Raw genomic sequence first — 16229 nt, 5'->3', positions numbered from 1 at the left:
CCGCCCTCACCCCAGCCCTCTCCCAGAGGGAGAGGGGGAAGAACTCACGCGCCGTTTCGTCGCGCCGCGCTGCAGCGTGCGGACGACTTCGGTGCCGACGCCTTCGCGTGTGAAGATCTCCAACAGCAAGGCGTGCTTCACGCGGCCATCGATGATGTGCGTCTTCTTCACACCGCCGCGCAAGCCCTCGACGCAGCACTCGACCTTCGGAATCATGCCCTCGCCGATGGTGCCATCTTGAATCAATTGGCGCGCGCGCTCGACATCGAGCGTGGGCATGACCGCGCCATCGGCGCCGCGGATGCCGTCGACGTCGGTGAGCAGAATCAACTTTTCCGCGTGCAAGGCTTCGGCGACTTTGCCGGCGACCAGGTCGGCGTTGATGTTGTACGTCTCGCCCTTGTCGCCGACGCCGACCGGCGCGATCACCGGGATGAAGTTGCTGCGGTCGAGCGACTCGATCACCATCGGATTGATCGCGCGCACTTCGCCGACCAGGCCGACGTCGAGCCGCGAACGCTTGCCTTCCTCTTCGACTGTCACGTTCAGCTTGCGCGCGAGAATCAGATCGCCGTCCTTGCCGGAAAGACCGACGGCGCGGCCGCCGTGGCGATTGATCAGGGTGACGATCTCCTTGTTGATCTTGCCGACCAACACCATCTCGACGACGTCCATCGTGGCCTGATCGGTGACGCGCATGCCGCGTACGAACGTCGATTCGATGTTGAGCTGCTTGAGCATGTCGCCGATCTGCGGGCCACCGCCGTGGACGATCACGGGGTTCATGCCGACGAACTTGAGGAGCACGATGTCTTGCGCGAAACTCGCCTTCAGTTCTTCGTCGACCATGGCGTGGCCGCCGTACTTGATGACGAACGTCTTGCCCGCGAAGGTTTGAATGAAGGGCAGGGCGTCGAGCAGGGTCTCGGCCTTCTGGATCAAGTTCTGCATCTGGCGTTCGCTCCGCAGCGATCTCCGTCTACAAGATGTAGCGTGAGAGGTCCTCGTCCTTGACGACCTCCTCGAGCTTGTCGCGCACGTAGGCGGCGTCGATGATGATCTCCTTGCCGGTGAGTTCCGGAGCGTCGAAGGAGACTTGATCGAGCAGCCGCTCGACGACCGTGTGCAGCCGCCGCGCGCCGATGTTCTCGGTGCGCTCGTTGACGCGCGCGGCGATGGACGCCAACTCCGCCACCGCGTCGTCGCGGAAAACCAGGTGAACCTTCTCGGTCGCCATCAACGCGACGTACTGCTTGACCAGCGCGTTCTGCGGCTCGGTAAGAATGCGCACGAAATCGTCTTGCGTCAGCGGATCGAGTTCGACGCGAATCGGGAAGCGTCCCTGAAACTCGGGAATCAGATCCGACGGTTTCGAGATGTGGAACGCGCCCGAAGCGATGAACAGAATGTGATCGGTGCGCACCATACCGTACTTGGTGTTCACCGTGGAGCCTTCGACGATCGGCAGCAGATCGCGTTGCACGCCTTCGCGCGAGACGTCGGGACCACCGGCGTGCTCGCGGCCGCAGATCTTGTCGATCTCGTCGATGAAGATGATGCCGGTCTGCTCCACCCGCCGCACGGCATCTTTGTGGACGGCATCCATGTCGACCAGCTTGCCCGCCTCTTCCTGGGTGAGGAAGGTGAGCGCATCGCGCACCGGCAGCCGTTGCTTCTTGGTCTTCTTCGGCATCAGATTGGAGAACATGTCTTTGAGATGGAACTCCATCTCTTCCATGCCCTGCGGCGTGAAGACCTCGATCATCGGCGTCGCGCTGGCGCTGACTTCGAGCTCGACGACGCGGTCGTCGAGTTTGCCGTCGCGCAGCATGCGGCGCAGTTTGTCGCGCGTGGCGCCGGCGCTGTCGTCGGTGATGTCGATTGCGTCGGTGGCGTTGCCCATCGGTTGCACGCGCCGATCGCCGTGCACGGGCGGCAGCAACAAGTCGAGCAGCCGCTCTTCGGCGAGATCGCGCGCGCGGACCTGCACCTTCTCCTGTTCCTCTTCCTTCACCATCTTGACGGCGAGATCGGCGAGGTCGCGGATCATCGACTCGACGTCGCGGCCGACATAACCGACCTCGGTGAACTTGGAGGCCTCGACCTTGAGGAACGGCGCCTGCGCGAGCTTGGCGAGGCGACGCGACACCTCGGTCTTCCCGACGCCGGTCGGACCGATCATGATGATGTTCTTCGGCGCAATCTCGTCGCGCAGTTCTTCCGGCACCTGCAGCCGCCGCCACCGGTTGCGCAAGGCGATCGCCACCGCGCGTTTGGCCTTGCGCTGGCCGACGATGTAGCGGTCGAGCTCCGAGACGATCTCTCGGGGCGTCATGGTGCTCATGTCAGTTCCTCGATTACGAAGTTGGTGTTGGTGAACACACAGATGCCGGCGGCGATGCGCATGGCTTCCTCGGCGATCGCCCGCGGCGGCAGCGGCGAGTGCGCCATCAGCGCGCGCGCGGCGGCCAAGGCGTAGTTGCCGCCCGAACCGATGGCGATCACCCCGTCGTCGGGCTCGATCACATCACCGCTACCCGACAAGACCAGGATGGCGTCGCGATTGGCGGCGATCAGCAAGGCTTCGAGGCGCCGCAGCACGCGATCGGTGCGCCAGTCCTTGGCCAACTCGACCGCCGCGCGCGTTAGGTTGCCGTTGTACTGCTCCAACTTCTTTTCGAACTTGTCGAACAGCGTAAACGCATCCGCGCTCGATCCGGCGAAGCCGGCGACGACTTGGCCGTTGTAGATGCGGCGCACTTTACGCGCTGTCGACTTCATTACTGTGTTACCGAGACTGACCTGGCCGTCGCCCGCCATCACCACCGTGCCTTGATGCTTGAGAGCGAGAATGGTGGTGCTGCGGATGCGCGATTCGCTGTCGGCGGAAACACTGCGACTGTGATCGGTGGAAACACCGCGACTCCGAGATGGATTGGCCATCGCTTCGATCCCCTCGACCGCGACGCGCTCAGGCGCGCGGGTGCGCCTTGTCGTAAACCGCCATCAGGTGGTCGAGGTTGAGATGCGTATATTTCTGCGTGGTGGACAAGCTGGAGTGGCCCAGCAGCTCCTGGATCGCGCGCAGATCGGCGCCGGCGCCGAGCAGATGCGTCGCGAAGCTATGGCGCAACGCGTGCGGGCTGGCCTTGGTGGCGATGCCGGCGGCGAGGATGTAGTGCTCGACCACGCGACCGACGCTGCGGGTGGTCAGGCGTTGGCCGCGGCGATTGAGGAACACCGCCTGCGCATCGAACAGGTGCGCGCGGCACAGCTCGCCGAGTCGCGCCCGATAGGTATCCAACGCCGCCAACGCCTTCGTGCCGATCGGAACGATGCGCTCTTTGCCACCTTTGCCGCGCACGCGCACCAACTCGAGCTCGCGATCGATATCGTCCCAGTTGAGCGACACGAGTTCGCTCACGCGCAACCCGGCCGAGTAGATCACTTCCAGCATCGCGTGGTCGCGACAGCCGTCGGGCGTCACCGTCGACGGCGCTTCGATCAGCCGGAAGATGTCGTCGACCGTCAAGTGAACCGGCAGTTGCTGCTCCTTCTTGGGCGTGCGGATCCCCGCGGTGGGATCGTGATCGATCACGCCGCGGCGGCGCAGGAAGCGGCAGAAGGTCTTCACGGCAGACAGCTTGCGTCCGGCGGAACTCTTGCGCGTGTGTTGCAACAGCTCGACGAGATAGGCGCGGATCGCAGCTTGGTCGAGTTGCCGCACGTCGGCATCGGTGTCGGCCGACGCGCCACACAAGTGCTGTTCCGCCAAGAAGGCGCGGAACTGGCGCAGGTCGCTGACGTAGTTGCGCACCGTGTGTGGTGAGGCGTTGCGCTCGATACGCAGGGCCTGCTCGAATTCGTCGATCTGCTTCAACATTTCACACGCTCGTCTCGTTGTGAGCGACTGCGACCGTATGGTATCAACCCGGCGTCTCAAAGCAAGGAAGATGGCGGGAACGACAGGGCCTCTTGATTCGACAGTTGCGGAGACGCGTGGTGCGTGAAGCGGTCACCGCGGGCGAACGGCTCTGCCACCGCTGCGGCAACGACATCGGCCGGCTCGAACGGATCGGCCGTCGCGATGCCTGCCTGCAGTGCGGCGCCGATCTGCACTGTTGCCGCAATTGCCGCTTCTACGCGCCCGGCTCGCACAACGATTGTCTGGAGACGCAAGCCGAGCGGCAAGTCGACAAGGTGGCCGGCAACTTCTGCGAGTATTTTGCATTTCGCCTTGGCCCCGCAGGCGTCGGGTCGTCACCCGGTGCCGATGCGCGGGCGAAATTGGATGCGCTGTTCGGGAAGAAATAGAATGATGCCTGCTGCCACCACGGGCGTTGTCATGGTGATGATTACGGCCCTCGCTGGCTGCCGCGCGGGGGCCGATACTCCGCAGGGTACGGCCGAGCGCTTCGTGGACGCACACTATGTCAATATAGATCTGGCGGCGGCACGGCCGTTCTGCGTCGGACCGGCGCTGGCGAAGGTGGAAGAAGAGCAACGGCTGACCAGCGGTCAGGTGATCGACGAGACCACTCGCAAGCCGCATGTTCACTACTCGTTGCTGGAGAAAAAGGAAGAGGGCGCGGATCGCGTGTCGTTCATGTTCGAGGGCTCCATCCGTGTCGACGATGCCGGCACCTTCACCCGCAAATGGCTGGTGACCACGCGCAAGGAAGCGGACGGCTGGCGGGTGGCGAACTTCGATGAGTTTGAGTGAGGCGTGAGACGTGAATCGTGAGCGGTGAATCGTGAAGAGTGAAGCGTGAGTCGTGAGTGGTGATGGAGCAGGTTTCGATTCGTGCCGGGCTGTTCTCGATTGATCCGCCGCGCTTGCTGGGCGGACGTTGCGAAGTGTGCCGGCGCTATCACTTTCCCGCTCAATCGAGCTGCCCGTATTGTGCAGCCGATGATTGCGTGGCCGTCCCGCTGAGCGAACACGGCACGCTCTACCTTTACACTGTTGTGCGTAACGCGCCGCCGGGCTTTCGTGGCACCGCGCCGTATGGCTTCGGCGTCGTGGAGCTCCCCGAAGGTGTGCGCATCATCAGCCCATTGACCGAAGCGCGGCTCGACGCCTTGCGCATCGGCATGCCGGTTCGTCTCCGCATCGCACCGTTGTTCACCGACGACGATGCCCGCGAAGTCCTCAGCTACGCATTTGAGCCGGTGACTCCCTCGCCCTCTGGGAGAGGGCAGGGGTGAGGGCACCATGAGCCGCGACGTTGCCATAGTTGGGGTCGGCCTCCATCCGTTCGGGCGGTTCGACAGCAAGAGCGTGGTCGACCTCGGCGTTGAGGCGGTGCAGCTCGCACTCAAGGATGCCGGTGTGGAGCGCACACGCGTGCAGGCGGGGTATTGCGGCACGGTCTACTCCGGTGTCGCCGCCGGGCATCGGGTGCTGACCGCAATCGGCGCCACCGGCATGCCGATCATGAACATCGAGGCCGGCTGCGCCAGCGGCGGCGCCGCGCTGCAACTCGGTGTCGAGGCGATTCGTTCGGGACAATGCGACTGCGTGCTCACGTTCGGCATGGAGAAGATGCCGCGTGGCATCATTCGCTCGTCGTTCTGGGAACCCTGGGCGGAACAGATAGGCCTCAGCCCGGCGCCCGCCTATTTCGCGCTGCGCGCCCAGCGCCTGATGGCGGAGAGCGGCGTCACGCGCGAGCAACTCGCACAGGTATCGGTCAAGAATCATCGGCACGGCGTCGACAATCCGTATGCGATGTTTCGCAAGCCCTTCACCGTCGAGCAGGTGCTCAACTCGGCGATGGTGTGCGATCCGCTCACGCTCTACATGCTGTGCTCGCCGAACGAAGGCGCGGCCGCGGTAGTGCTGCGGCCAGCGACGGGTGCGCCTGGAGAAGTCGTCGTTGCCGGCGCTGCGCTGCGTTCGCATCTACCGGGCAACGTGCTGGGTGAGCACACGCCGTTATGTGGGCTCATCGATGACGACGTAACCTCGCCGACGGAGTTGGCGGCGCGCGCGGCATACGCGGCAGCCGGTCTTGGCCCAGACGATCTCGATGTTGTCGAGCTGCAGGACACCGAATCGGGCCGCGAGCTGCAATCCTACGAGGAGCTGCAGTTGTGCGCACGCGGCGAGTGCGGTCAATGGATCACTGACGGCGTCACCGACCGTAGCGGGCGATTGCCGGTGAACGTCAGCGGCGGCCTGCTCTCGAAAGGCGAACCGCTCGGCGCCTCGGCGCTCGGCCAGATCGTCGAGTTGACCTGGCAACTGCGCGGTACGGCGGGGCCTCGACAGATTCCGAACGCGCGCATCGCACTCGCGCACACCGTCGGCCGCGGCGCGAATGCGTGCGTTGTGATTCTGCGGCGGACCTGAGGATTACTCGCCCCGTCGGCCCGACCGAGGTCCGCTGATTTGGTTACCAGCGGGCGTCTCGCCCTCTACATCATCGCCGTCTGCTGCTACGGTCGGCGCGTGCGCGACGCGTTGGTGGCGACTGGCCGAGTTTTGCGCGAGGCTTGCTGGCTGGCCGCGGAGCGGTTGAGATGGCGCGGAGATCCCTCAGACATTCCGGCGCACGCTGCCAGTATCACTCCGGGGTGGCTCACGCGTATTTTGCAGCCGTACTTCCCCGGATGCCGGGTCCGCTCGTTGGAGCAGATCGCGGCCGATGCGGGGACAACGGATCGAGCTCGTCTCGCGGTCACGTACGATGATCTCGGTTCGGGCGACCCGCCGCCCGCGTCGCTGTTCGTGAAGCTGGCGCCCGCCGACTTCAAGACCCGACTCCTCGTCAACCTCATGCGGCTCGGTGCAACCGAAGTCGCCTTCTATCGGCAGGTGGCTGCTTGGCTGCCGGTCGACACGCCGCGGGTTTTCTACGCCCATAGCCAGGGCCGCGCCCAACGCTTCATCTTGGTCCTCGAAGATCTCAGCGCACGTGCGGTGCGCTTCACGACCGTGGCGCAAGCGTTGACCCTCGATGACGCCCGCGTCGTCATGCAAGCCCTGGCGCGACTACACGCGCACTTGTGGGACAGTCCGCGTTTCAACGGTGATCTCGCGTGGCTGAAATCGCGCGACCACAATCCGAACGAGCGGGTCGAGCGTTGTCTGTGCGCGCTCGCCATGCGGCCCGGCATTCGGCGATTTCCCGATCTGGTGCCGCGCGAACTGCAGGCGGCGACGGGACGGATCGCGGCGGCGCGCGCTCGCTTGGAGAACGCGTGGGCGCACGGCCCGCTCACCGTGATTCACGGCGACGCGCACGTCGGTAACCTCTACTTCTCCTCGGGAACGGCCGGCTTCTTGGATTGGCAAGTGGTGCAGCGGGGTCAGGGCATGCGCGATGTGGCCTACTTTGTGATCAACTCTGTCCCGACCGAGTTGCGCCGCGCGCATCAACGCGATCTCATCGCGCTCTACCTGTCGACGTTGGCGGAGCACGGCGTGAGTGGCCCCGACCCCGAAACCGCGTGGCAGCAGTATCGGCTGCACGCGTTGTATACGTGGATCGCTACGGTGGTCACTGCTGCCGCGGCCACTTTGCAAGTGGAACCCATCGTGCGCGCGGGCTTGGCCCGCAGCAGCCACGCCGTGATGGACCTCGACTCGCTCGGCGCCCTCGATGAAGTCCTGCGATTGCCTTCCGTCGGCTAACCCGACTACAAGCGCGTCATGCGCATACTCAAACTCGTTCTGCTGTGGCTAATGGGGATCTTCTACATCGGCGGTGGGGTCATGCACTTTCGGAACTCGGATGCGTACATGCCGATGATGCCGCCGTATCTGCCGGCGCATCTGTTCCTCATTTACCTGTCGGGTGTCGCCGAAGTCGTGTGCGGCGTCGGTGTGTTGATTCCGCGCACTCGCGTGTTGGCCGCGTGGGCGACGATCCTGCTGCTGATCGCGGTGTTTCCCGCCAACCTGCACATCGCGCTCAACAACGTGCCGCTGTTCGGTGCGCCAGAGGGTGCGGGCATCCTCAATTGGGTGCGGCTGCCGTTGCAAGGCGTGCTGATCGCGTGGGCGTGGTGGTACACGCGGCCGAATCGGGCAGGTTGAGCGTTCAGCGCGTTTGCAACCAGCGCGCAAACTGATCACCGGTCCATTTTCGAGTACCGCTGACCATCACCCGTGAGAGCCGAAACGGATCGGCGCCGCGGCGGGCGCGTCGCGCGTCGAGCACGCACGCAGACGTGAAGCCGGCCGCGCGCGCGGCGGTCACCGATGTCGCGTTGAAGGCCAACGCGCCGCCGTATGGATACGCAAAGCTGGTCACCGGGCGTCCCAGCCACTGCTCAAGCTGGTGCTTGCTGCCGGCGATCTCGGCGCGTTGCGCGTCGGGGGCAAGCGTCGACAGCACCGGATGGGTCAGCGTGTGGGCCCCGATCTCCACCAGTTCGCCGGCAGCGAGTTGCTGCAGCTCCGCGAGCGTGAGCGTGCAGCCGTCACTGTTGGAGTCTGCGGGCACGCCCGACCAAGCGCGCAGCTCGGCGAGTACGCGCTGTTGCTCATCGTGCGCGGCGACGCGCACCAGCTCCCGCACGGCCTGAAAGGTGTGTGCACGTGCGTTTGCAATCGGCGCCGTATCCAAGCTCCACCTGTAATCACGCCCGCCGATGGTCAGACACAGTTGCGGCGGTAAGATAGTCGGCTGCAAGAACGCACGAGCCACTTCGTCCCACCAGAATCCTGTCGGACTATCGATGGCGCTGGTGGTCACGAAGCAGGTGGCGGGAATGTCGAAACGTTCAAGGATGGGCTTGGCCGCGTGCAGATTGTCGGCATAGCCGTCATCGAGTGTGACCGCGACAGCGTCCCGTGGTAGCGAACGCCCGTTCAACCGATTCACGACATCGTGCAGGCGCATCGGTCGCGCGTACCGCCGCAAGACTTCCATCTGCTCGGCGAACTCGCGCGGCGATACGGTGAGCCCGTGCGGATCGCACGCCGGCTCCGCGATGCGATGATAGGCGAGGATGACCGCTCCCGGACTGATCCAGTCGCGCCAACGGCGGATCCGGTAGACCGCCGGTCGAACACCAGGGAGGGCTTTCAGTGTCTCGTAGTTCATCTCGATCGCATGACGAGCCCGTCGCAACGCGCATGGACCGCCGTGCGTGAGAGTACGTGCCGCGTCCGATTCATCGCGGCGATGCTAGCGTGAAACAAACCGCCCGCTCCAGCCACTTGGTGTAGGTCCCTCCTTTGCGGCATCACCAGCCGCGGAGGAGGGCGAGGGAGGAGGCTCCGACTCACGAGTCACGACTCACGGTTCACGGCTCCCGGACACCGCCGCGGCGATCATCGAAATTGACTTTGGCCAAATTGACTTCGGAAGGATCAGTCGCTACACGATCGGAACTTCGCCGAGGGTATTCCGTTGAGCATTCTTGTTGACCGAAACACGCGCGTCTTGACCCAGGGCATCACCGGATCGACCGGACAGTTTCATACTCGCGCGTGCAAGGAGTACGGCACGCAAATGGTTGCGGGTGTCACGCCAGGCAAAGGTGGTACTGACTTCGAGGGCATTCCTATCTTCAACACCGTCGCCGACGCCGTGAAAGCGACCGGTGCCAATGCTTCGGTGATCTACGTGCCACCGCCGTTCGCCGCCGATGCGATCATGGAAGCAGCGGATGCGGGGATACCGCTGGTGATCTGCATCACCGAAGGTATCCCTGTGCTCGATATGGTGAAGGTGAAGCGCTACCTCGAAGGCCGCGCGACGCGCCTGATCGGTCCGAACTGTCCGGGCATTATTACCCCCGGCCAATGCAAGATCGGCATCATGCCGGGCTACATTCACAAGCCCGGCCATATTGGTGTGGTCTCGCGCAGCGGCACGCTCACCTACGAAGCGGTGCATCAACTGACGCAGCTCGGGCTGGGGCAATCGACGTGTATCGGCATCGGCGGCGATCCCATCGTCGGCACCAGTCACATCGATGCGCTCGCGCTGTTTCAAGCCGATCCCGACACCGAAGGCGTCATCATGATCGGTGAGATCGGCGGCACGGCGGAAGAATCGGCGGCGGAGTTCGTGCGGGCGAAGATGACCAAACCGGTGGTCGGGTTCATCGCCGGGCAAACCGCGCCGAAGGGCAAACGCATGGGACATGCCGGCGCGATCATCGCCGGCGGCAGCGGCTCGGCTGTCGACAAGATCAAGGCCTTCGAAGCCGCGGGCATCCATGTCGCGAAGAGTCCGGCCGAGCTCGGCACGACGATGAAGGCAGCGTTGGCGTAAGAAGAGTTTACAACGGATTGAACGGATTAAACGGATTGGGCGCGAGGGTCAGCCAGGCCCGTCCGAAATCCGTTCAATCCGTTTAATCCGTTGTCAAAGGATCAAGATGATGTCTGAGCGAACACTCTCGATTGTGAAGCCCGACGCAGTGCGCAAGCACGGGGTCGGCCAAATTCTGGCGCGGCTGGAACAAGGCGGGCTCAAAATCGTGGCGGCGAAACTCATCCGCATGAGTTCGGCCGACGCCGCGCGCTTCTATGTCGTGCACAAAGAGCGACCGTTTTATGCGGACCTGACGAAGTTCATGTCGTCGGGACCGATCCTGGTCTCCGTGCTCGAAGGCGACAACGCGATCGCGCGTAACCGCGAGATCATGGGCGCCACCGATCCAGCGAAGGCCGCGGCCGGCACGCTGCGGCGTGACTTCGGCACGGATGTCGAGCAGAATGCCTGCCATGGTTCCGACGCCGCCGACACCGCGCGCTGGGAGATCAGCTTCTTCTTCAGTCAGCTCGAACTCCCGAGCTGACACTGCCATAGAAGTGGTAGCGTTTGCAGAGGGTACACCGGCTGGAAGCCGGTACCACCAGATTGCTACGCCCGTGGCCGTTCGGTCGTGGATTGCGGCGCAGGGTCTTCCAAAATATCGCGCCGAACAGATTCTGACTTGGATCTACCATCACCGCATCGAGGACGCTGCGGCGATGAGCGACTTGCCGCGCGCGGTGCGCGACGCGTTCGTCGCTGCGTTCGAACTACCACGGCTCGATCCGGTTCAGGTCGCGCGCTCGCGTGACGGCACGCGCAAGTTTCTCTTCGGCCTGCGTGACGGCTTCGCGATTGAGTCGGTCCTGATCCCCGAGCCGCCGCGGTTGACGCTGTGCATCTCGTCGCAGGCCGGTTGTGGCATGGGGTGCGTGTTCTGCGCGACCGCCCGATTGGGGTTGCAGCGCAATCTCACCGAGGACGAAATCGTTGGTCAGGTGATGGCGGCCGAGCGTGCACTCGCCGCAGGCGAAACGATCACCAACATCGTCTTCATGGGTATGGGCGAGCCGCTGCACAACTACGACAACGTGGTTGCCGCGCTCGCCACGTTGTCGGCGCCGTGGGGTTTGGCCATCAGCGCGCGGCGCATCACCGTGTCGACCGTCGGGCTGCTGCCGCAGATGGAACGGCTGGTGCGGGAGACCAACGTCAATCTAGCGGTGTCGCTCAGCGCCACCACTGACGTGCAGCGCACGGCCCTGATGCCGGTGAACAAGAAATATCCGCTGGAGAAGCTGATGGCGCTGTGCCGGGCACTGCCGATCGCGCAGCGCCGCCGCATTACGTTCGAGTATGTGATGCTGGCCGGCCGCAATGACTCGCTGGCCGACGCCGATCGTCTGACGCGGCTGCTGCACGGCATTCGCGCCAAGGTCAACGTGATTCCGTTCAATCCCTTTCCCGACGCCGAGGTGGCGCGCGCCAGCGATGCGGCGGTCGAGGCGTTCCGCCGCCGCCTGCTTGCGGCCGGCGTGCTCGCCACCGTACGCCGCAGCCGCGGCCAAGACATCGACGCCGCGTGCGGCCAACTCGCCGCCCGACATGCCACGGCAGCGTGATCGCCGTGAAGGGTGAATCGTGAGCGCTCGCATCGATCACGCCTCACCACTCACGCGCTTTGCGCGAACAGCCCCTCGATGCGCGACCCTTCGATACGAAGCCTGCGGCTTCTACTCAGTGCCGCTACTCGGGGAAACGGTTTGTTCTCGCCCGCTTTCAATACCCGTTTGCCGGGGCGAACGTATTGAGGGCCGACGTGGGCGCAGTCGCGTCTCGGCCGGTCAAGTCTTGCGACTCACGATTCACGAGTCACGCCTCACGATCGAACCGTGCCGGGCATCGCGGTAGTGGTGAATCCCCACGCGGCGGGCAATCGCGCGGAGGGGAAACGCACCGAGCGGCTTCGTAAAATCATCGGTGACGACGGCTGCGTGCTCGAAACGCCCAGTCTGGCCGCCTTGCCGGATGCGGTGCGCGAGATCCGTATCAAGGGGTGTGACATCGTCACCGTCTGTGGCGGTGATGGCAGTTATTTTCACACGCTCTCCGCGCTCATCCGCGAGTATGACGGCGCGCCGCTGCCGCTGTTCCTGCCGCTACGCGCCGGGACGATGAACACGATGATCCGCTCGATCGGCGGCAAGTGGCGGCGGCCCGAACGCATGCTGGCGCACGTGATCGCCGACTACCGTCACGGCCACACCCATGAAGTGGTCGAGCGCCATCTCCTACGCGTTGACGGCCAGTACTACGGCTTCATGTTCGGCGCCGGCCCGATCATCAACTTCCTGCGCATCTACTACTCCGGTGCGCGCCGTGGTCCGCGCCGCGCGGCGTGGTTGATCGCGCAACTGTCGCTGTCGACGTTGCTCGGCACCTCGCTGTCGCGCGGCGTGTTCCAAGCAACCGAGGCTGACATTGACTGCGACGGTGAACGCCTACCGTTCCGCCGCTTCAACATCGTCTACGCCAGCACGCTGGTGGACATCGGCCTCGGCTTCAAGCCGACGTACCTCGCCACTCGCAAGCGCGGCTTCTTCCATCTGATCGCTGGACCGATCACGCCGCCCGAGATCGTGCGCAAGCTGTGGCGGATGCGGCGTGGCTTCCCGTTGGAATCGGAGCAACTCTACGACAACCTCGCGCAGCGTGTCGTAGTTGAGTTTCCGCTGCCGAGCCAGTACATGGTCGACGGCGAAATTCTTGGGCCCGTTCGTCAGCTAACCATCGAGACCGGGCCGCGACTGGGAATGATTCGAGGGTGAGGAGTTGGAACCGATGCGGTACAACAGCGGGAGCGCTCTTCTCAGAAATGGAGCGGCCTCCCGACTCGTCATTCCGGCGAAAGCCGGAATCCAGGCTCACACCCCACGCCCCCGCCTGGATACCGGCTTTCGCCGGTATGGCGGACCCACTGCTGGGACCTCTTGTGTAGAGCGCGGCGCGAGCGCTCAGACGGAAGCGGTTTCCGCGTGACGACCGTCGGGGTAGTTGGCGGCAGCGGGTTGTACGAGCTGCCGGGTTTGGCGAACGTCGAATCGCGTCGGCTGACCACGCCCTTCGGCGAACCGTCAGATGAGTTCGTGTGCGGCACGCTAGCCGGCGTGCGCCTGGTGTTCCTCCCGCGGCATGGGCGCGGGCATCGCATTTTGCCGAGCGAGTTGAATTTCCGCGCCAACATTCACGGCATGAAGCAGCTCGGCGTCGAGTGGCTGATATCCGTCGGCGCGGTGGGCAGCTTGCGCGGCGAGATTGCGCCAGGGCATGTGGTCGTGCCGGATCAGTTCATCGATCGTACGGTGAAGCGGCCGAGCACGTTTTTCGGCGACGGCATCGTCGCCCACGTCATGTTCGCCGATCCGTGCTGTGCGGTGCTCATGCGCACCGTCAGCGATGCGGCTCGTACGGCCGGCGCAACCGTACACGCCGGCGGCACTTATCTGTGCATGGAAGGGCCGCAGTTCTCCACCCGTGCCGAGTCGGAGCTGTATCGCAACTGGGGCGCGAGTGTGATCGGCATGACCAATCTGCAGGAAGCCAAACTCGCGCGCGAAGCCGAGATGTGTTTTGCGAGCTTGGCGCTGGTGACCGATTTCGATTGCTGGAACCCGCACCACGACGATGTCGCGATCGCCGACATCCTGCGCGTGCTGAACGCCAACGTTGAGTTGGCGCGCCGCGTGGTCGGCGAGACGGTGTCGCATCTCCCGACGACACGGTCTTGCCCCTGTGCGAGCGCGCTGCAACACGCCATCATCACCGACCGCGCCCGCATCCCACAGAAGGTGAAAGACGATCTCAAGGTGATCATTGGGAAATACGTTTAGGGCATCGGACGGGGGACTACCACGGATTACGCGGATTTCACGGATTGGGAGAGGAAGAACTCTGAATCTGTGTAATCGTTTGTTGAGAAAGGTTTCGAGGATCGCATGAGCATCGTTGTTGTTGGGTCCGTATTTTTCGATACCGTCGAGACGCCACATGGCAAGGTCGAGGACGTCATGGGCGGCGCAGCGACCTACTTCGCGGTGGCGGCGAGTTTCTTCGCGCCGGTGAAGATGGTGGCGACGGCGGGCGAGGATTTTCCGCAGGCGGAGATCGAATTCCTCACCGGTCGCGGTATCGATCTGAGCGGCCTGAAGTTGCAGCCGGGAAAGACCGGCCGCTGGACGGGCCGTTATCATGAGGACATGAACGTTCGCGATACGCTCGACTTGCAGCTCAACGTGTTCGCCGACTTCGAACCGGTGTTGCCGGCGAGTTATCGCGATGCGCCGTACGTCTTCCTCGCCAATATCGATCCGAAGTTGCAAAGCACGGTCCTCGATCAACTCTCGGCACCCGGCTTGATCGGCTGCGACACGATGAATCACTGGATCACGTCGTCACGCCCCGACGTGGAGCGCCTGCTCGGTCGCGTCGACATCCTCACCATCAACGATGAGGAAGCGCGCCTGCTCAGCGGCGAGCGCAACATCGTGAAAGCGGCGCGCCGGATTCTCGCGATGGGACCGAAGAGCGTGCTGATCAAGCGCGGCGAGTACGGTGTGATCCGCTTCGCACCCGATTCGGTTTTTGCCATTCCGGCGTTCCCGCTCGAAGAGGTCTTCGATCCGACCGGTGCCGGCGATACCTTTGCCGGCGGCTTCATGGGCGAGATCGCGCGCTCGGGCGACACGTCGGAAGGTGGCTTGCGACGCGCGATCGTTTACGGCAGCGTGCTGGCGTCGTACTGCGTCGAAGACTTCAGCCTCAATCGTCTGCGCACGCTCACGCGCGACGACATCGAGCGGCGCTATCGGCAGTTCATCAGCCTGACGGACATCGGATGAGGAACCTGGGATGAGGAACGCGGATGGCAGATGGCCGATGGCGTATTGCCGGGCTCGGGGATCCGACGATACGCAATCAGCGATCGGCTATCTGCGATAGGTGTCATGCATCTCTCCATCGTCATCCCCGTTCACGACGAGGTCGATAACCTCGTGCCCTTGCATGCCGAGTTGCGCGCGGTGCTCGACCAGCTCGGGCAGCAGAGTGAAGTGATCTACGTCGACGACGGCAGCCGCGACGGCAGCTTCGAGGTGTTGCGACGGCTGCACGACGACGATCCGCGCGTGACAGTCGTGCAGCTCAGTCGCAACTTCGGCCAGACCGCCGCAATGGCCGCCGGCATTGCGCATGCGCAGGGTGAGGTGGTCGTGCTGATGGACGGCGACGGTCAGAACGATCCGACCGAGATCCCGCGGCTGCTCGCGAAGATGAATGAAGGCTACGACCTGGTCGCCGGATGGCGGGCCAATCGGCAGGATCCGTTGTGGAGCCGGCGGGTGCCGTCGGTGGCGGCGAACTGGTTTATCGGCGCCATCACCGGCGTGCGCTTGCACGACTACGGCTGCACGCTGAAGGCGCTGCGCGGCGACCTGGCGCGCGGACTGCGGCTGTACGGTGAGATGCACCGGTTCATTCCGGCACTGGCGGCCGATCTTGGCGCGCGCATCGTCGAGGTCCCCGTGAATCATCGCCCACGGCTGCGCGGACAGTCGAAGTACGGCCTCTCGCGCGTCGTGCGCGTGTTGCTCGATCTGGTGACGGTGAAGTTCATGTCGAGCTACTCGACGCGCCCGATTCATATCTTTGGCGTCTTCGGCCTGCTCGCCACCGCCGTGGGCCTACTCATCGTCGGGTGGCTCGGGTTTGAACGGCTGTTCTTCGATGTCCGCCTCGCCGGCCGTCCGCTGGTGTGGCTCGGCATCTTGCTCACCATCATGGGCATCCAGTTCGTGACCATGGGCCTGCTCGGCGAGCTGCTCGTGCGCACCTACCACGAGTCGCAAGGGAAGCCGGTGTATAGGGTAGCAAGCGTGATTGAAGCGGGTGGGCGCACCGCCGACAACGCGCACAACTCCCTACCTCGCGTTGACTTCCCCTAGACCCGCCGCT

The 16229-nt window shown here is 64.1% G+C and carries 18 protein-coding genes; 13 read left to right on the top strand and 5 right to left on the bottom strand.

The features are described from left to right. Positions 1 to 6 precede the first annotated feature (6 nt). Genes argB through xerC form a run of 4 tightly spaced genes read right to left on the bottom strand, consistent with a single transcriptional unit; the run spans position 7 to position 3883 of the window. A complete protein-coding gene (gene argB, locus HYR72_25770; protein MBI1818405.1) occupies positions 7 to 951 on the bottom strand; it encodes an acetylglutamate kinase in 945 nt (314 codons plus the stop codon). Between the two features lie 28 nt (positions 952 to 979). Beyond that, positions 980 to 2344, bottom strand: a complete 1365-nt coding sequence (hslU, locus tag HYR72_25765) for an ATP-dependent protease ATPase subunit HslU (protein ID MBI1818404.1) — start codon at positions 2342 to 2344, stop codon at positions 980 to 982. Then, the gene (gene hslV / locus HYR72_25760) at positions 2341 to 2943 is read right to left on the bottom strand and encodes an ATP-dependent protease subunit HslV (GenBank protein ID MBI1818403.1); all 603 of its coding nucleotides are present in this window, start codon (positions 2941 to 2943) and stop codon (positions 2341 to 2343) included. The genes hslU and hslV overlap by 4 nt, the downstream gene beginning before the upstream one ends. Positions 2944 to 2971: 28 nt before the next feature. Continuing rightward, positions 2972 to 3883 carry a tyrosine recombinase XerC gene (gene xerC / locus HYR72_25755; GenBank protein ID MBI1818402.1) on the bottom strand — a complete coding sequence of 304 codons (912 nt, stop codon included), beginning with the start codon at positions 3881 to 3883 and terminating at the stop codon, positions 2972 to 2974. A gap of 119 nt (positions 3884 to 4002) precedes the next feature. On the opposite strand from xerC, the gene HYR72_25750 reads away from it, so the two are divergent. The 6 genes from HYR72_25750 (at position 4003) to HYR72_25725 (ending at position 8044) form a co-directional block, all read left to right on the top strand. Continuing rightward, positions 4003 to 4314 (top strand): hypothetical protein, encoded by a 312-nt coding sequence (locus HYR72_25750; protein ID MBI1818401.1) that lies wholly within the window; start codon positions 4003 to 4005, stop codon positions 4312 to 4314. Position 4315: 1 nt separating this feature from the next. Then, entirely contained in the window at positions 4316 to 4723 is a 408-nt protein-coding gene (locus HYR72_25745) for a hypothetical protein (protein ID MBI1818400.1), read from the top strand. Positions 4724 to 4785: 62 nt separating this feature from the next. Continuing rightward, the gene (locus HYR72_25740; GenBank protein ID MBI1818399.1) at positions 4786 to 5208 is read left to right on the top strand and encodes a Zn-ribbon domain-containing OB-fold protein; all 423 of its coding nucleotides are present in this window, start codon (positions 4786 to 4788) and stop codon (positions 5206 to 5208) included. A gap of 7 nt (positions 5209 to 5215) precedes the next feature. Then, on the top strand, positions 5216 to 6355 hold the full coding sequence (locus HYR72_25735) for a thiolase family protein (GenBank protein MBI1818398.1): 1140 nt from the start codon (positions 5216 to 5218) through the stop codon (positions 6353 to 6355). Between the two features lie 39 nt (positions 6356 to 6394). Beyond that, positions 6395 to 7639, top strand: a complete 1245-nt coding sequence (locus HYR72_25730; protein MBI1818397.1) for a phosphotransferase — start codon at positions 6395 to 6397, stop codon at positions 7637 to 7639. Between the two features lie 18 nt (positions 7640 to 7657). Continuing rightward, complete coding sequence (locus HYR72_25725) at positions 7658 to 8044, top strand: DoxX family protein (GenBank protein ID MBI1818396.1); 387 nt, start codon at positions 7658 to 7660, stop codon at positions 8042 to 8044. Between the two features lie 4 nt (positions 8045 to 8048). On the opposite strand, the gene HYR72_25720 is transcribed toward HYR72_25725, so the two are convergent. Next, positions 8049 to 9056, bottom strand: coding sequence for a polysaccharide deacetylase family protein (locus tag HYR72_25720; GenBank protein MBI1818395.1), 1008 nt, complete (start codon positions 9054 to 9056; stop codon positions 8049 to 8051). Positions 9057 to 9365: 309 nt separating this feature from the next. On the opposite strand from HYR72_25720, the gene sucD reads away from it, so the two are divergent. The 7 genes from sucD to HYR72_25685 all read left to right on the top strand — a co-directional run bounded on the left by sucD (position 9366) and on the right by HYR72_25685 (position 16219). Next, on the top strand, positions 9366 to 10235 hold the full coding sequence (gene sucD, locus HYR72_25715; GenBank protein ID MBI1818394.1) for a succinate--CoA ligase subunit alpha: 870 nt from the start codon (positions 9366 to 9368) through the stop codon (positions 10233 to 10235). A 106-nt stretch (positions 10236 to 10341) separates the two neighbouring features. After that, the gene (gene ndk, locus HYR72_25710) at positions 10342 to 10764 is read left to right on the top strand and encodes a nucleoside-diphosphate kinase (GenBank protein ID MBI1818393.1); all 423 of its coding nucleotides are present in this window, start codon (positions 10342 to 10344) and stop codon (positions 10762 to 10764) included. Next, positions 10691 to 11842: a 23S rRNA (adenine(2503)-C(2))-methyltransferase RlmN gene (gene rlmN / locus HYR72_25705; GenBank protein ID MBI1818392.1), complete on the top strand. Its 1152-nt coding sequence runs from the start codon at positions 10691 to 10693 to the stop codon at positions 11840 to 11842. Before ndk ends, rlmN begins: the two co-directional genes overlap by 74 nt. A 270-nt stretch (positions 11843 to 12112) precedes the next feature. After that, positions 12113 to 13048 carry a hypothetical protein gene (locus HYR72_25700; protein ID MBI1818391.1) on the top strand — a complete coding sequence of 312 codons (936 nt, stop codon included), beginning with the start codon at positions 12113 to 12115 and terminating at the stop codon, positions 13046 to 13048. A 207-nt stretch (positions 13049 to 13255) separates the two neighbouring features. Beyond that, entirely contained in the window at positions 13256 to 14110 is an 855-nt protein-coding gene (mtnP, locus tag HYR72_25695) for an S-methyl-5'-thioadenosine phosphorylase (GenBank protein MBI1818390.1), read from the top strand. 105 nt (positions 14111 to 14215) lie between these two features. After that, positions 14216 to 15118 (top strand): sugar kinase, encoded by a 903-nt coding sequence (locus tag HYR72_25690; protein MBI1818389.1) that lies wholly within the window; start codon positions 14216 to 14218, stop codon positions 15116 to 15118. Between the two features lie 105 nt (positions 15119 to 15223). Then, positions 15224 to 16219: a glycosyltransferase family 2 protein gene (locus HYR72_25685; GenBank protein ID MBI1818388.1), complete on the top strand. Its 996-nt coding sequence runs from the start codon at positions 15224 to 15226 to the stop codon at positions 16217 to 16219. Positions 16220 to 16229 lie beyond the last annotated feature (10 nt).

This window comes from Deltaproteobacteria bacterium (assembly GCA_016178705.1).
Classification (GTDB): domain Bacteria; phylum Desulfobacterota; class Binatia; order HRBIN30; family JACQVA1; genus JACOST01.
The sequence above is the reverse complement of the archived record's forward strand: the minus strand, read 5'-3'. Positions and strand labels throughout refer to the sequence as shown.

Bases quoted from the DNA above. Each gene is read 5' to 3' on its own strand.
- hslV (MBI1818403.1), bottom strand. From the start codon at position 2,943: ATGGCCAATCCATCTCGGAGTCGCGGTGTTTCCACCGATCACAGTCGC.
- xerC (MBI1818402.1), bottom strand. From the start codon at position 3,883: ATGTTGAAGCAGATCGACGAATTCGAGCAGGCCCTGCGTATCGAGCGC.
- HYR72_25725 (MBI1818396.1), top strand. From the start codon at position 7,658: ATGCGCATACTCAAACTCGTTCTGCTGTGGCTAATGGGGATCTTCTAC.
- HYR72_25690 (MBI1818389.1), top strand. From the start codon at position 14,216: ATGAGCATCGTTGTTGTTGGGTCCGTATTTTTCGATACCGTCGAGACG.
- ndk (MBI1818393.1), top strand. From the start codon at position 10,342: ATGATGTCTGAGCGAACACTCTCGATTGTGAAGCCCGACGCAGTGCGC.
- argB (MBI1818405.1), bottom strand. From the start codon at position 951: ATGCAGAACTTGATCCAGAAGGCCGAGACCCTGCTCGACGCCCTGCCC.
- HYR72_25720 (MBI1818395.1), bottom strand. From the start codon at position 9,056: ATGAACTACGAGACACTGAAAGCCCTCCCTGGTGTTCGACCGGCGGTC.
- rlmN (MBI1818392.1), top strand. From the start codon at position 10,691: ATGGTTCCGACGCCGCCGACACCGCGCGCTGGGAGATCAGCTTCTTCT.
- HYR72_25745 (MBI1818400.1), top strand. From the start codon at position 4,316: ATGATGCCTGCTGCCACCACGGGCGTTGTCATGGTGATGATTACGGCC.
- HYR72_25740 (MBI1818399.1), top strand. From the start codon at position 4,786: ATGGAGCAGGTTTCGATTCGTGCCGGGCTGTTCTCGATTGATCCGCCG.
- HYR72_25685 (MBI1818388.1), top strand. From the start codon at position 15,224: ATGCATCTCTCCATCGTCATCCCCGTTCACGACGAGGTCGATAACCTC.
- HYR72_25735 (MBI1818398.1), top strand. From the start codon at position 5,216: ATGAGCCGCGACGTTGCCATAGTTGGGGTCGGCCTCCATCCGTTCGGG.
- hslU (MBI1818404.1), bottom strand. From the start codon at position 2,344: ATGAGCACCATGACGCCCCGAGAGATCGTCTCGGAGCTCGACCGCTAC.